This is a genomic window from Paenibacillus sp. FSL H3-0469 (genome assembly GCF_038051945.1).
Lineage (GTDB): Bacteria > Bacillota > Bacilli > Paenibacillales > Paenibacillaceae > Paenibacillus_AQ.
The window spans coordinates 3,157,341-3,172,600 of record NZ_CP150302.1 but is presented as its reverse complement, the minus strand read 5'-3'; the positions used below and the strand labels follow the sequence as shown (position 1 = coordinate 3,172,600).

General features: G+C 54.8%; 12 protein-coding genes. 11 read left to right on the top strand and 1 reads right to left on the bottom strand.

Translation table 11 applies throughout. The features are described 5' to 3' along the window. Positions 1 to 211: 211 nt before the first annotated feature. On the bottom strand, positions 212 to 766 hold the full coding sequence (locus NSS83_RS13720; protein ID WP_341184031.1) for a GbsR/MarR family transcriptional regulator: 555 nt from the start codon (positions 764 to 766) through the stop codon (positions 212 to 214). Between the two features lie 256 nt (positions 767 to 1,022). Here NSS83_RS13720 and NSS83_RS13715 point away from each other — a divergent pair, with 256 nt between their 5' ends. From NSS83_RS13715 to NSS83_RS13665, 11 genes are all read left to right on the top strand, one after another. Next, positions 1,023 to 2,222 (top strand): glycine betaine/L-proline ABC transporter ATP-binding protein, encoded by a 1,200-nt coding sequence (locus tag NSS83_RS13715; protein WP_341016834.1) that lies wholly within the window; start codon positions 1,023 to 1,025, stop codon positions 2,220 to 2,222. Further along, complete coding sequence (locus NSS83_RS13710; RefSeq protein WP_341184032.1) at positions 2,219 to 3,055, top strand: proline/glycine betaine ABC transporter permease; 837 nt, start codon at positions 2,219 to 2,221, stop codon at positions 3,053 to 3,055. Before NSS83_RS13715 ends, NSS83_RS13710 begins: the two co-directional genes overlap by 4 nt. Before the next feature lie 15 nt (positions 3,056 to 3,070). Then, positions 3,071 to 3,955 (top strand): glycine betaine ABC transporter substrate-binding protein, encoded by an 885-nt coding sequence (locus NSS83_RS13705; RefSeq protein WP_341184033.1) that lies wholly within the window; start codon positions 3,071 to 3,073, stop codon positions 3,953 to 3,955. A gap of 220 nt (positions 3,956 to 4,175) precedes the next feature. Continuing rightward, a complete protein-coding gene (locus NSS83_RS13700; protein WP_339311509.1) occupies positions 4,176 to 4,790 on the top strand; it encodes a VTT domain-containing protein in 615 nt (204 codons plus the stop codon). A 589-nt stretch (positions 4,791 to 5,379) separates the two neighbouring features. After that, the gene (gene yunB / locus NSS83_RS13695) at positions 5,380 to 6,216 is read left to right on the top strand and encodes a sporulation protein YunB (RefSeq protein WP_341185214.1); all 837 of its coding nucleotides are present in this window, start codon (positions 5,380 to 5,382) and stop codon (positions 6,214 to 6,216) included. Positions 6,217 to 6,491: 275 nt separating this feature from the next. After that, on the top strand, positions 6,492 to 8,087 hold the full coding sequence (locus tag NSS83_RS13690; RefSeq protein ID WP_341184034.1) for a response regulator: 1,596 nt from the start codon (positions 6,492 to 6,494) through the stop codon (positions 8,085 to 8,087). Continuing rightward, on the top strand, positions 8,084 to 9,850 hold the full coding sequence (locus NSS83_RS13685; RefSeq protein WP_341348427.1) for a sensor histidine kinase: 1,767 nt from the start codon (positions 8,084 to 8,086) through the stop codon (positions 9,848 to 9,850). The genes NSS83_RS13690 and NSS83_RS13685 overlap by 4 nt, the downstream gene beginning before the upstream one ends. 128 nt (positions 9,851 to 9,978) lie before the next feature. Beyond that, positions 9,979 to 11,382: a sugar ABC transporter substrate-binding protein gene (locus tag NSS83_RS13680; protein ID WP_341184036.1), complete on the top strand. Its 1,404-nt coding sequence runs from the start codon at positions 9,979 to 9,981 to the stop codon at positions 11,380 to 11,382. Positions 11,383 to 11,395: 13 nt separating this feature from the next. Further along, complete coding sequence (locus NSS83_RS13675) at positions 11,396 to 12,283, top strand: sugar ABC transporter permease (protein WP_340751821.1); 888 nt, start codon at positions 11,396 to 11,398, stop codon at positions 12,281 to 12,283. Between the two features lie 56 nt (positions 12,284 to 12,339). After that, positions 12,340 to 13,110, top strand: coding sequence for a carbohydrate ABC transporter permease (locus tag NSS83_RS13670; protein ID WP_341185215.1), 771 nt, complete (start codon positions 12,340 to 12,342; stop codon positions 13,108 to 13,110). An 18-nt stretch (positions 13,111 to 13,128) separates the two neighbouring features. Beyond that, the gene (locus tag NSS83_RS13665) at positions 13,129 to 14,985 is read left to right on the top strand and encodes a beta-L-arabinofuranosidase domain-containing protein (RefSeq protein ID WP_341348426.1); all 1,857 of its coding nucleotides are present in this window, start codon (positions 13,129 to 13,131) and stop codon (positions 14,983 to 14,985) included. Positions 14,986 to 15,260: the final 275 nt, after the last annotated feature.

Here is a 15,260-nt window from a genome sequence, read left to right as displayed (position 1 = left end):
TTTCACCGAATAGGGGAATGAAAAAAATTCTTACGAGCACAGCGATTGTAACAACGGTCCGTTCACGCAGCGTTCACCCAAGTGCCCACGTTAATCCTACTCCTCAATTCCTCCTACTCCAAAACAAAAAGCTGTCCCAAGCGCCATAACATGGCTTTTGGTGACAGCCTTTTCAGCATGAGCAGAATAGTTTGAACGCCTACAGCTGATATTATTCTTTAGGGATTAATTCAAAGATCTTGCCGGTCTCCAGCGCTTCGATCAGCTTCAGCAGCCAGCGGTAATATTTAATGGCTTCCTCAATCTTAATCTCGTCGGTGTGAAGCAGGCGCGACAGGTCGGGCTCGTCCGCATAATCGGTTTGCATCTGCCGGATTTCGGCAAGCGATTTGTTCAGGGCAATCATATTCCCTTCCACCGCTTTTCTCCATTTAATAGAGAAGTAATCGCTGAAGTTCTGATGCCAGTCGGGAACCACCTCGAACAGATCCTTGCGGGTGCCCTTGCCCCAGACTTTATCAATCATCTTCAAATCAAGCAGTGTACGGACTCCAGTACTCATGGAGGTCTTGCTCATGCCCATGGTGCGGCTCAGCTCATCCAGTGTAACCGGGCCCTCATTAAAGTACATATAACCGTATAAATGCCCGATGGACAAGGTGATGCCGTATAAATCCATATTTTTACCGATAGAGTCGATAACCCGTTCACGGGCCTTGCTGATTTTCTCTATTTGCTCGGGCGAAAGCCCCTCTAAATCGTTCATGATGTCCCTCCTGAGGATTAGGCTGACAGGCTGCATGCCTCTCCTACTGTATTGTAATCAAATCCCCATCCAGAAGTAAAGAATTCATGCGGAACGGAATTTGGCGTTAAACAGAGTATTCTATACGTAAAGTTTGTAAAGTTAAAACTGTACACTAAATTTTAACCGAATATGCGCTTTGCTTATTTTTTCGTAAGTCCGTTACACTAGGTCAGTAGCATCAAAGCGATAAACAGAGATAGAGAAGGAGGTCACCATGGCAATTATAGAGGTGAAACAGTTAACCAAAGTTTTCGGTCATGATGCAGCACGGGCGCTTCCATTATTAGAACAAGGCTGGTCCAAAGAAAGAATCGCCAAGGAAGCCAAGCTGACGGTCGGTGTGAATAAAGCCGAATTCAGCATTGAAGAGGGAGAAATATTTGTCATTATGGGCTTGTCGGGCAGTGGTAAGTCCACGCTCGTCCGTCTATTGAACCGGCTGATTGAGCCGACCGGAGGACAGGTGCTGTTCAAGGGTAAGGATGTTGTCAAGATGAATCCGGAGCAGCTTCGGGAATTCCGGCGGAAGAATATCGGTATGGTCTTTCAAAAGTTCGCGCTGTTCCCGCACCGCAGTGTGCTCGCTAACGCAGAGTACGGACTGGAAGTCCAGGGTGTGGAGAAAAGCAAACGAACCCGGCTGGCCATGGAGGCTCTTGAGCTTGTAGGGCTGAAGGGCTGGGAGAATCACCGTCCGGATCAGCTCAGCGGAGGCATGCAGCAGCGTGTCGGCCTGGCGCGCGGTCTGGCCAATGATCCTGACATTCTGCTGATGGATGAAGCCTTCAGTGCGCTTGATCCGCTGATCCGCAAGGATATGCAGCAGGAACTACTGGAGCTGCAATCCAGAGTGAAGAAGACGATTGTCTTCATCACGCATGATCTGGATGAAGCGCTGCGGATCGGGGACCGTATTGCCCTGATGAAGGACGGGGTCATTGTCCAGATCGGATCGCCGGAAGAAATTCTGATTCAGCCTGCGAATAAATATGTAGAACGCTTCGTGGAGGATGTGGATCTGTCCAAGGTGCTGACGGCTTCCCACGTGATGCGTCAGCCGGAGATGATCCGCCCGGAACGCGGCCCCCGGGTAGCCCTGCAGCTTATGCGGGACAGCGGGGTATCCAGCCTGTATGTGGCGGATAATGAGATGCGGCTGCAAGGTCTGCTGACAGCAGATAACGCCTCTCAGGCTTTGAAGGAGAACCGCAGTATCCTTGAAGTCATGCAGCGTGAGATTCCCCGTGTCCAGCCGGACACCCTGCTGAATGATCTGTTCGAGCTGATGTCGGAGACGCATCTGCCGGTGGCGGTAGTCGGGGAAGGCGAGAAGCTGAAGGGGATTGTGATCAAGGGGGCTGTGTTGTCTGCCCTGGCCGGTAACGCAGTTCCGGAAGGAGGGCTTCATTCATGAATTTACCCAAAATCCCGCTCGGAAAGGGCGTAGAATGGATCGAAGATTGGCTCACTGCCTATTTCGGCCCGATATTTGACTTCATTCATGCGGTGATCGGCGGAATGGTCAGCGGAATTGATGCGGCACTGAATTTCCTGCCGGCTCTTGTGCTGACCCTTCTGATCGCCGCTCTGGCCTACTGGATCGGCAAATGGCGGATGGCGCTGTTTGCGGTGGTCGGACTGCTCCTGATTGACAATCTTGGATTATGGGGGCCGTCGATGCAGTCGCTGGCCCTGGTACTGACAGCCTCTCTGCTGGCTGTAGTGATCGGGGTTCCGCTCGGAGTGCTGTGTGCACAGAGCCGGACCTTCCAGAACATTGCTACCCCGATTCTGGACTTCATGCAGACGATGCCGGCGTTCGTATATCTGCTTCCAGCCGTGTCGTTCTTTTCACTGGGGGTAGTTCCCGGCGTAATTGCTTCTATTATATTCGCGATTCCGCCAACCATCCGGCTCACTAACCTGGGTATTCGTCAGGTCTCGCCAGAGCTAGTGGAGGCGGCGGATGCCTTCGGTTCTACGGCAGGGCAGAAGCTGTTCAAGCTACAGCTGCCCATCGCCATGCCGACCATTATGGCCGGTATTAACCAGACGATTATGCTGTCGCTGTCCATGGTGGTCATCTCGTCCATGATCGGTGCCCAGGGGGTCGGGGCTTATGTATACCGTGCGGTATCACAGGCCAAGACTGGTGCGGGCTTCGAGGCGGGGATTGCCATTGTCATTATCGCGATACTGCTGGATCGTCTGACCCAAAAGCTGTTCAAATCCAAACCACAAGAATAGGAGTGTATAATTAATATGAAAAGAACTCATTCGATGAAGCGCAGACCGCTAATGATAATCATGCTGCTGCTGGCAGTAATTCTGGTAGCTGGTTGTTCGTCTAATAATAACAGTACGGTGAAGCTGGCTTATGTGGCCTGGGATTCCGAGATCGCCAGTACTAACGTAGTCAAGGAAGTGCTGGAAACGAAGCTCGGCGTGAAGGTGGAGATGCTGCAGGTCGATGCCGGACCGATGTGGGCAGGGATTGCTGACGGCAGCGCGGACGCTATGGTAGCCGCCTGGCTGCCAAGCACCCATGCCTCTTATCTGGAGAAATACGGCAAGGATATTGAAGATGTAGGGGTTAATCTGGAGGGTACGAAGACGGGGCTTGCCGTTCCCGCCTATATGGACATTAACTCCATCGATGACCTGAAGAATGCCGATGTAGCCTCTTCCCTGAATCAGACGATTATCGGGATTGAGCCGGGGGCCGGAATTATGACGGCTACGGAAAAAGCGCTCGAAGCCTACGGCTTGAGCGACTATACGCTGCTGGAGAGCTCGTCTGCGGCGATGGCACAGGAGCTGCAGAAGGCTTTTGACAAGAATGAACCGATCGTGGTCACCGGCTGGACTCCGCACTGGATGTTCGCTAACATGGACCTGAAGTATCTGGATGATCCGCAGAATGTATACGGCGGAGCCGAGCAGATTCACACCATGGCCCGCAAGGGGCTCCAGGAGGATATGCCGGATGTGCACAAGTTCCTGAGCCAATTCAAGTGGACCGCAGAGGATATGGAGCAGGTTATGGTCAAAATTCAAGGCGGACAGTCGCCTGAAGAAGCCGCCAAGGAATGGGTAGAGAGCAATGAAGCCAAGGTGAATGAGTGGACGGCTGGTATCTCTGCATAGTTGAAAACGGAAAGGTTCAGTGATCTGGCGGCGATGACCGATGTGTGCTATGATGAGAGAAAATAAGCAACAATTCTGTAACTTGTACACTGATGTCGCAGAATATATAGGCAGATGTTTAAAAAACACCCCGCAAGGGGTGTTTTTCTTCACCAATTCAACCTTCATTAATGAGCGGTTCCTTTACATGCTGCTAGGAGTCAGGAAAGGAGAGCGCTCTATGACCGAAATCATCAATGCCTGGATTGACTGGCTGCTGCAGAGTCTTGGACTTAGCGGCCCGTATATTGTTTTCGCGACCTTTCCGCTCGCCGTGCTGCAAAGCTTGTTCGGATTTTTCCCCCTGGCGATTCTGATTGTGCTTCATGTCTCTGTATTCGAAGTAATTGGCGGTATGGCTGTCAGCTGGCTGGCCTGTAACCTGGGTGCGGTAGTCGTCTATTTTCTCTTCCGGCGTTATCTCTTCGACTGGTTCGACCGCAAATGGGGCTACAAGCTCAAGAAGTATGAGAAATGGCAGACCTATCTGGACCGTTACGGCATTTGGACCCTGGTGCTGCTGCGTACGATTCCGATTGTGCCCAGCAATATCATTAACCTGATGTCAGCCGTGTCTCCGATGAAGCCGGCGGCTTTTGTCTGGGGGACGGTGCTCGGCAATCTGTCTTTCATCTGGCTGTTCGGTACACTCAGCTCCTCGCTCATTGTCCCGCGTGAGGACTGGAACGGTTTTCTGTTGTGGTATGGCGTATTCATGCTGATTCTGCTCGCTATCTTTGTCCGGCTGCACTGGGGGCATCTCCAGGAGGATAAGCGCAAGCGGGCGGGACATTAGGTTCTTCACTTCAAGGCTAACCTCACTTTTGTGGGGTTATTTTGCGTGTGCGCCGAATAGCCTATTAGTACAGGGAGCGGCTTGACCGCAGGAATGTCGGGAGGGACTGCAGGGCATGGGCAGAATCAGAAAATGGGGGAAACGGAGCGCAGGCGTACCGCTCTTCGGGCGTCTGCGTCTGCCGGACTTCAGCGGAAGCGGCCTGAGGAGGCCGGGCGGGCGCCGCCAGGCCTTCAAGGCCAAACCGTCCAGAACGGGAATCCGGCCGCCGGGCGAGGGTTCGGGAGCAAGGTTCGAAGCGAAGCCGTCAAGACCCGGCGCGGGCCTGCCTGGCCGGGGCTGGGGACGGAGCGGGGGCTTCGTGGCGAAGCCCTCCAGGTCCGGCGTGCGGCTGGACGGGAGCGGAGCGGATTACAAGGCAGCGAAGCCGTCCGGGAGAGCAGCGGGCGCTCCGGGCCAGCGGGTCTGGCGCAAGTCCGGGCGCGGGGGCGGCGGCTTCCGCTTGTTCGGCAGCAGGGACGGGAAGCATCAGGAAGCGGCCGGGGGCAAGGGGCAGAAGCCGCGCAAGCGCAGACGGGGCAGATTCTGGATCGTTCTGAGCCTGCTGCTGCTTCTGGCGGTGCTGCAGGGGCTGCGTTATGTGGAGCAGCATCTGAAGCCGCCGATTCTCCATCTGGCACAGATCCGGGTGAAGCAGATCGCCACGGAATCGATTAACAAGGCGATTACGTCCCAGGTGGCAGATGGCGGGAACGCAGAAGCGCTGATTGACTGGAAGACGGACAAGAACGGCAAAATCTCGGGCTTCATGCTCAACTACAAGGAGCATATGCGGATTACCTCACAGGCCGCCGAGGTCATCCAGTCCACACTGCAGGAGCTGCATAACCGGACGGAATATATTCCGCTCGGGCAGGCGCTCGGCAGTCCGCTGATTGCCTCCTATGGGCCGGATATTCCGATCAAGGTGGAGCCTCAGGGGGCAGTGAAGGTCGAGCTGAACACACGGCAGCAGAATGCCGGAATCAATATGATTCTCGTTGAAGTCTTTATTCATATTGTTACTGAGGTTGCCGTCGTCATTCCATTTGATATGGAGCCGCAGGTGGTGGATACAGAGATCCCCGTCTCCTACCTGATGGTAGTCGGTGACGTTCCGATGTATTACTATGACAATCAGGGCAAGCCGGTCGGCGAGAACGGCAGCAGCGCCCCGGGCATCGCTATTCCGGCTCCTTCGCTGAGTACTGAGAATAACAGCACCGGCACGGACAGCACACCAGCAGGCGGCGGTAACAGCAGCTCGGGCTCCGGCGGATCAGGCGGACATGCGGGCAGCGGGGAGAGCCCCCAGCCAGCCGCAGGCGGCAATAATGCGCCGGATACGTCCGGGGAAGGCGGGAATGCTGGGGAAGGGGCGGAGTAGGGGAGAAGCGGGGATAAGGTCGGGGTAAGGGCCCCTGTGGTCATTTAATGGCTGAATGGGAGTCCTTTTTATTGTGGGTACGGGTTAATATGGGCTTTTGCGGATAAAGGGAGGAATTAGTTGGCAGGCTGCTGGTGCGATGAGGATGATGAGGGAAGTATTCAAATCCACCTTTCCAATATGAATCCACTAGGAATGAACCGGAATGGCTTCTATAATAAGGGCAACGCTGCGGCTGACAGGGGCTGTAAGGCGATCTTGGGAGGCTGAGACGAATGAGAATATTGATTGTGGATGATGAACCCAGGCATCTGAGGGGGATGGTCAATCTGATCGGACGCCTTCGGCCGGAGGATCAGGTGGTTGCGGTGAAGGATGGCTTGTCGGCTATGGAAATGGTGAGAGCCCACCGCCCGGAAGCCATATTGACGGATATCCGCATGCCCGGAATGGATGGGCTTGAATTTCTGGAGCGGCTTAAGCTTGAAGCTATCCGGACCAGGGTTGTAATGGTATCCGCTTACAATCTGTTCGAGTATGCGCAGAAGGCAGTCCATTATGGGGCTTATGATTACCTGCTGAAGCCGGTGGAGATTGACCAGGTTGCGGATGTCCTAAGCCGGATCGACCTTCTGCTGACGGCGGAACAGAGGCAGCGCCGTGAAGAGGAAGAGATGCAGCACCGGCTTAAGCTCGCTTCTTCCGCCTACCTGAACCGGCTCATGCTGTCCTGGCTGAACGGCAGTGCGTCCTTGGCCGAGCTGAACGAGCTGGACGGTTATGATGGGCTGCGGGAGAGCGGTGTCGCTGTGTATTCGGAGCTGAACTCCTGCCAGGACAGCAGGGAGAGGCAGGACAGCGGCGTGTTCATCCGTGCTCTGGAGCAGGCCTGGAGCAGGTGGGGGGAAGCCATCACGATTCCCTTGAGCGGTATGAAGGAGGATGGTCCTCTTGCCGCAGTTACCTTGATTACCTTGGAAGGCCTTACCCGGGACAAGCGGGAAGAGGCCCGGTCCATCGCCCATTCTTTGGCGGCGGATTGGGCGTATGCGGGACAGCTCACCCATGGGATCGGCCCGGAATGCCGTTCTCTCCGGGAGGAAGCGCCGCAGTCCTATCTGGCGGCCAGAATGGCCAACAGTTACAACTTCTATGATTTCCGGCAGGGGCTGCTGTTTTCAGATGAGATCAGGTCTTCTTCCCGTGAGGTTGTTCCTGACTGGAGCAAGGTCTATGAGGCTTTGATAATGGATGATGCTGCGCTTGCACTGAAAGCTTGTGTGGAAGCCCTCTGCCAGCTTGCGGACGGTGGACATGCCAGCCCTATGCTGCTGAAGGAGCAGGCATCGCTTATGCTGCTGCAGATCCGGAATGAGCATCAGGACATTCTGGATAAGAGGGCGCAGCAGAAGCTGACCGGTACGGCTACGCTGATTATCCGCTCATGCCGCTCGTACCCGGAGCTGGTGGCCCATTTAGGGCAGGCACTCCGGGAAACGCATTTGGCCTTAACCGTATCCCGGCAGGATCAGGGGGAGAGCATGATCGCTGAATGCCTAAGCTGGATACAGCAGCATATGAAGGAGGAGCTTACACTGGAGCGGGCGGCTGAGCATTTCCATTTTAACCCCTCCTATTTCAGTACACTGATCAAGAACAGGACGGGAAAAACGTTCTCTGAGCATGTGACGGCGGCCCGGATGAAGCGGGCCAAGGTGCTGCTCGCCGGGGAGCCGCTCAGAATATATGAGGTGTCCTTGGAATGCGGATTTCAGGATACGAAATATTTTTGCCGCGTATTCAAGAAGTATTACGGCATGTCGCCCAAAGCCTATAAGCACGTGCTATCGCAAAGGAAACGTGAGGCATGAAGATCACCTTCCGTTACCGGCTGCTGGCCAGCTATATTCTGCTGATTGCCATTCCCCTGCTCGTTCTGGGGGCTTTGTTCTACCGGACCAGCCTGAAGATTATCACAGAGCAGGCGCAGAAGAATGTGTATGAGATTGTCAGGAAGAATAATGAAGTTATGGACACCAAGCTGCGGATTGTGGACCAGAACAGCATGTCCCTGTTCCTCGACAAGGATCTGTTCCGCATCTTCAGCCAGCTGGACCCGAGGAATGAAGCGGAGCTGTTCGCAGCCGACCGGCAGGTGACGGCTGTACTCGGCAAAACCTTTTCCCAGAACCAGGATATCTTTGCCTACCAGCTATGGACCTCCTACTTCACCTTCGGACAACCCTTGCCTCAAGGAGAGCCGACGCAATCGGAAATATACCGTATGGCCCGGCAGGCGGGAGGGAAGCTGGTGTGGATACCGACTTATGAGTTCGCGTCCATGTTCAGCCAGCCCTATCTGCAAGGCGGAAATCTGGAGTTCCGTTATCTCTTCTCGGCTACACGCCTGCTGGATTTCACCTATCTCAGCAATACGAAGCTTGCCAAAATGGATGCCGGAGTGGAACGCCCCGTACTTGCCATAAGCTTCAAATCCGAGGTGCTTAAATCCTTGTATGCAGACAGCCTTCCGGGGAACTCGCGCTACATGGTGCTTGATCCGCAGGACAGGGTGGTCGCCAGCAGTGAGCCGGGTCAGGTTGCACAGATCTATAAGGAAGCAGGGCTGGACAAGCTGCAGCAGGAGAACAGCGGGGCACGGCGAATGAAGCTGGACGGCGAAGCGGTAATCGTCTGCTACGACCGATCGGAGGTGACCGGCTGGATGTCTGTGGTGTGGATACCGGAGGCAGGGCTGGTGAGCAGCCTGGTGCCGGTGATCCGGACGTCTATTACCGTACTGGCCGTGGTGATGGGGATTGTGGCCCTGATCTTCGCTTACTTCATTGCGGGTAAAATCACTAAGCCCATCAAGCGGCTGCTTAGCGCGATGAGATCGGTGGGCGAGGGCGATTTCCAGACCCGCGTGGATGTGGTAAGCCATGACGAGTTCGGCGTGCTGACGCAGCGCTTCAACCGGATGAATGACCGGATTCACCTGCTGGTGACGGAGAATTACGAGATCAAGCTGAAGGAGAAGGAGGCCGAGATCCAGGCGCTGAACATGCAGATGCATCCGCACTTCCTGTACAATACGCTGAATGTGATGAACTGGACAGCAATTGAGAATGATCAGCAGGAGCTTAGCAGGATGCTTGTCTGCCTGTCCAACATGCTGCATTATACCTCCCGGAAGACATGGGACGCCGTACCGTTGTCCGAAGAGATGAGCTGGATGAGTAATTACTTCTATATTATGTCGATCCGCTTCGAGGACAAGTTCACCGTGGAGTATGATATGGACCCGCAGTTATTGGCGTACGATGTGCCGAGACTGCTGTTCCAGCCCTTTGTGGAGAATGCGATTCTTCACGGCTTCGATCAGACCGGCTCTGGCGGACTCATTGGAATCCGCGGCTGGATTGACGGCAGAACCCGGCATTATGAGGTGGCCGACAACGGCCGGGGCATGAGTGCGGAGACGGTACACACAATTCTGTATGAGAAATCGTCCTCTGTGGGCATCAAAAATACTATTGACCGCATTCAGATGACCTACGGCGGCGAGTACGGGATAGCTATCTTCTCAACTCCGGGAACAGGCACGAAGGTAGTGATTACTTTGCCGCTATAAGCCAATCCTGGTCCACCAATCCAAAGAGATTAGGGTTATGTAAGCGCTATCTTATATTTTATAATAAAGGCATCATAGACTGCAGCTATGAACCCGTTGAACTTAGAAATCGAGAGGGGCTTCCGAATATGTCGCAACCCAGGAAATCAGTCTTCATCACATTGGCTCTGGTTCTGATGCTTGCTGCTGTGCTGTCTGCGTGCTCGAACTCGGGTACACCAAGCCCTGACACATCCGCGTCTTCCGGAAATTCCGGATCGAAGGAGAATATTAAGCTGCGGATGACGGTCTGGGGCTCACCGGAGGAAGTGGCTCCTTATAAAAAAGCGATTCAAAATTTCGAGGCTAAGCATCCGAACGTTAAGGTCGAGCTTCAGCATATTGCCGCTGATTATGATACCAAGCTGACGACTATGGTCGCCGGGAATGATGTTCCGGACATTGCCATGATGGAATCGGGCACTATTGCTTTTCCAATGGCGGAGCAGGGCAAATTCTATAATCTTCAGGAATTCCTGGATACGGATACCGAGATTAGTCCCGATACGCTGGTTCCCAATATTACCTATTCCCTGGAGCCGGGCAATGTGATCGGAATCGGCCCCGGACCGGAATCCTTCGCCTTGTTCTACAATGAGGATATCTTCAAGGACGCCGGCATTGAACCTCCTCCGTCGAATGTGGCGGATGCCTGGACCTGGGATGAATTCGTGGAGGTAGCCAAGAAGCTGACGATGGATACCAATGGAAAAACAGCGGCAGACCCGGACTTCGATCCCAAAAAAATCAAGCAATATGGAGCAAACATCTCCACCTGGTGGGGGGTGTACAGCAACTTCATCTATTCCAATGGCGGGGATTTCATCTCTGCAGACGGCAAAACCTTCGGGCTGAACCAGCCGGAGGCGGTGGAGGCGCTCCAGAAAATATCCGATCTGATGAATGTGCATCATGTATCCCCTTCACCAGTACAGTCCAAGAACATTCCGGCGACCAATGTGGCGCTCCAGACCAAAAAGGTAGCGATGACGGTCGATGGGCAATGGGCAAGTGCAGGCCTCGCCCAATCCAAGTTCAATTTCAATGTCGGGGTCATGCCGGTGATGAAAGAGCCGGTTACCACGGTGGTCTGCGGCATGTTCTCCATCTTCAAATCCTCCAAGCATCCCCAGGAGGCCTGGGAGCTGCTGAAGGCGCTGCTTGACCCTGAAGCATCCATTGACATGCTTACCGCCGGAACCTGGATGCCGTCTCCCAAGGACTGGTATACCGATCCTGCGCTGTTGGCCAAATGGACGGAGAATCTGGACGCCAGACCGTCCGGCTATAAGGAAGCCGTTGTCGATGTGATTCTGACCAAAGGGCATCAGACCCCGACCGGCTATGTGAAGAATTTCAACAATATTATGGACCTGGTCAACCCGGCGCTGGATAAGGTGTGGCTCGGCCAGCAGACGGCCCAGGAAGCGATGGACTCCATCGCGGCAAAGGTCCAGGCCCAGATTAAGGGACGCCGCGATATCAAGGAATAGACTGGAGGCCAGTATGCGAAAAGGAATGTTCTACGGGCTGCTGTTCACGGCCCCCGCCATCCTCGGGTTTGCCATCTTCACGCTGGGTCCAATGATCGCAAGCCTGGTGCTTAGCCTGACCAACTATAATGTGTTCAAAGAGCAGACCGCTTTCACCGGTCTGGATAATTATATGCGGCTGTTCTCAGGTGAGGATGAGCTGTTCTATAAATCACTGGGGATAACCTTCTATTTCGTCGTGCTGCGTGTGCCTGCGGTAATTCTCCTCTCCTTCGGGATCGCGCTGCTGCTGAATCTCAATGTGAAGGGAAGGGCTATCTTCCGTACGATTATCTACCTGCCGAGCATTGTTCCGGCGGTGGCCTCGGCCATGATCTGGATGTGGCTGCTGAACCCCGATCTTGGCCTCATCAATTCGCTGCTGAGCCGCTTACATCTGCCAACCAGCAACTGGCTGTACGGGGAAGGCAGCGTTATCCCCTCGGTCGTACTTACCACGCTATGGGGAATCGGCAGCACGGTGATTATTTTCCTCGCCGGACTTTCCGGCATCCCCCGGCAGTATTACGAAGCGATTGAGGTGGACGGGGGCGGCTGGTTCCGCAAGCTGAGCCATGTGACGGTGCCGATGGTCACCCCCACGATCTTTTTCAATACCATCATGACCATTATCGGGTCCTTTCAGGTGTTCAATGAAGCTTATATTCTGACGCAAGGCGGACCGAATAACCAGAGTCTCTTCTATGTCTTTTATCTGTGGAGAACGGGCTTCCGGGATGCCGAAATGGGCTATGCGTCCGCGCTGGCCTGGATCTTGTTCGTCATTATTCTGTTCTTCACCTTCATCGTCTTCCGAACCTCGAAGTCATGGGTGTATTACGAAGGGGGGGACCGGGCTTGAGGCCATCGAAGCTTTCACTTACCGCAGGCTACGGGGCACTGATCCTGATCTCCGGTATGTTCATCATTCCGTTTGTCTGGCTGATCCGCAGCTCGCTGATGAATTTATCACAGATATTCACCATGCCCCCCGAATGGATACCGAAGCCGTTTCAATGGGGCAATTTCCATAAGGCGCTTACGGTGCTGCCGTTTGATATCTTCTTCAAGAACACTCTGATTATCGTGGTTACTGTACTGGTTGGGACCGTAATCACGAGCAGCATTGGAGCCTTCGGGTTCTCGCGGATTCCGTGGAAGGGCAGGGATGCGGTGTTCGCGGTCCTGATGACCAGCATGATGCTGCCGGCGGCCGTCACGATGATCCCGAGCTTTCTCGGCTGGCAGGCGATCGGATTCTACGATACGCTGTATCCGCTGATTGTGCCCGCTTACTTCGGCGGGGGAATCTTCAACATCTTCCTCCTCCGGCAATTCTATCTGAGCATTCCGCGTGATTTCGATGAAGCTGCCTATGTAGACGGGGCGAATTATTGGCAGATCTATACCCGGATTATTTTTCCTTTGAGCCGTTCGGCGATTATCGTGGTGGCCCTGTTCAGCTTTCTGGCGTCGTGGAATGACTTCATGGGCCCGCTGATCTATCTCAAAAGCGACAAATGGTTCACCCTCGCGCTGGGCCTGCAAATGTTCCAGGGCACCTATACCGCGCAGTGGGATCTGCTGATGGCGGCCTCGGCGACCGTCGTTCTGCCCTGTGTCATTGTGTTTCTGGCCGGACAGCGTTATTTCCTGGAGGGCATCACTTTAACGGGACTAAAAGGATAAAGGAGGCGGGGAACGGAAATGGCTGAGCAACAAGCAAGGATTCATGCCTGGCAGGGCGTGTCTTTTACTAGAGTCACCATAGATGATCAGTTCTGGCTGCCGCGCCTGAAGGTGCTCCGGCAGACCACACTGCCGGACTGCCTGTCCAAGTGTGAGGAGACCGGCCGCATCAGGAACTTCGCCAAAGCCGCAGGACTGCTGGAAGGGCATTACGAAGGCAAATACTATAATGACTCAGATGTCTACAAGGTGCTTGAAGGTGTTGCCTATGCGCTGATGTCAGAGCGGGATGCGGCGCTGGAGGCTGAGGCGGACCGGATCATCGGGCTCATCTCGGCTGCGCAGGAAGAAGACGGCTATCTATGTGCTTACTTTACCCTGGAGAATCCGCAGGGCAAGTGGACGGACATGGAGAAGCACGAGATGTACAACGGCGGCCATCTGATCGAAGCGGCAGTTGCCTACTATGAAGCCACCGGCAAGCGTGCGCTGCTGGAGGTGGCCTGCCGTCTGGCCGATCATGTTGACGGGGTGTTCGGCCCCGGCAAGCGGCACTGGGTGGAAGGGCATGAGGAGATCGAGCTGGCGCTGGTGAAGCTGTACCGCGCCACACAGACCGAGCGCTACTGGAAGCTGGCCTTATGGCTGCTGGAGGAGCGCGGCCATGGGCACGGCTCGGGCGCGATCTGGGACAACCCGGAGTGGGGACCGGCCTATTGCCAGGACGATGTTCCCGTCCGCGAGATTAAGCAGGTCACCGGCCATGCCGTCCGGGCGGTATATCTGTATACGGCCATGGCGGATATTGTCCATGCTTCCGGCGATTCCGCCTATGCGGAGGCTCTGCACCGGGTCTGGACACATACGGTGGAGCGCAATATGTACGTAACGGGCGGCATCGGGCCGTCCAGGCACAATGAAGGCTTCACCTCCGATTATGACCTGCCCAATGAGACAGCCTATTGCGAGACCTGCGCCGCTATTGCCATGGTGTTCTGGAATCACCGGATGAATCTGACGTTCGGGGACGGCAAATATGCCGATGTCGTAGAACGTGAAATGTATAATGGCGCTTTGTCGGGCATCTCCCTGTCCGGGGATCAGTATTTCTATGAGAATCCGCTGGCTTCCCAGGGCGGGCATCATCGTGTGCCCTGGTTCGAAACCTCCTGCTGTCCGACCAATCTGGCCCGCTTTCTGCCTTCCCTGGGCCAATACGCCTATGCTGTAACAGAAGATGGCCTGGCGGTGAATCAATATATGAACAGCGAAGCGGAGCTTGTGCTTGCCAGCGGGCTGGGCGTCAGGCTGAAGCTAAGCACCCGGTATCCCTGGCAGGGCCGGATGGTGCTTGAAGTGAATCCTGCCGCAAATGCCCGGTTCAGTATCCGGCTGCGTGTGCCGGGTTGGTGCAGGGGATACCGGCTGGAGGTGAAGGCAGGAGGCGAGGGTACCGCCGATACCGCCCGGGCGGAAGAGTGCATCGACCAAGGCTATCTTGTGCTGAACCGCACCTGGTCGCCGGGAGATACTGTAGTGCTTGAGCTGGAGATGTCTGTGAACCGGGTGCGGGCCAAGCCGGAGGTCGAGGCAGACCGGGGCCGGGTCGCCGTTCAGCGGGGACCGGTGGTCTATTGCCTGGAGCAGACGGATCACCCCGGGCGTTCCTATGATACCTTCTCCATTCCGGCCGGGGCTAAGTTCCGGGTGGAGCACCTGCCGGAGCTGCTGGGCGGGGTAACGGTGCTGCATAGCCGGGATGAAGATGGCAGGCCGCTCAGGTTCATCCCCTATTACTCGTGGGATAACCGGGAGCCCGGCTTCATGCAGGTCTGGATTCGGGAGCAGGAGGATCGCGGATTGTATAGATTTTGAATCCGCTGGTGCAACATCAGCTTTAAACGTGTCATAATTAATTTAACTTATCGCTTGCGGAGGGGTGTTGTGCTTGATTAGGGTGCGAAGGATACGTGTATCTCTGATTATTCGCTATGAACGCAGCTACTCAGTGCCTCGTTCCGCAGCAGTCATCGGGATACTGTAGGCGCTGGAACGGTAGCAACTGCATTATGTACACTAGAATACTGCAAAAAAGACTTTAAAATAGAATCTATTGTATTCGGTACAATTGAATATTGAAAAATGGCCAT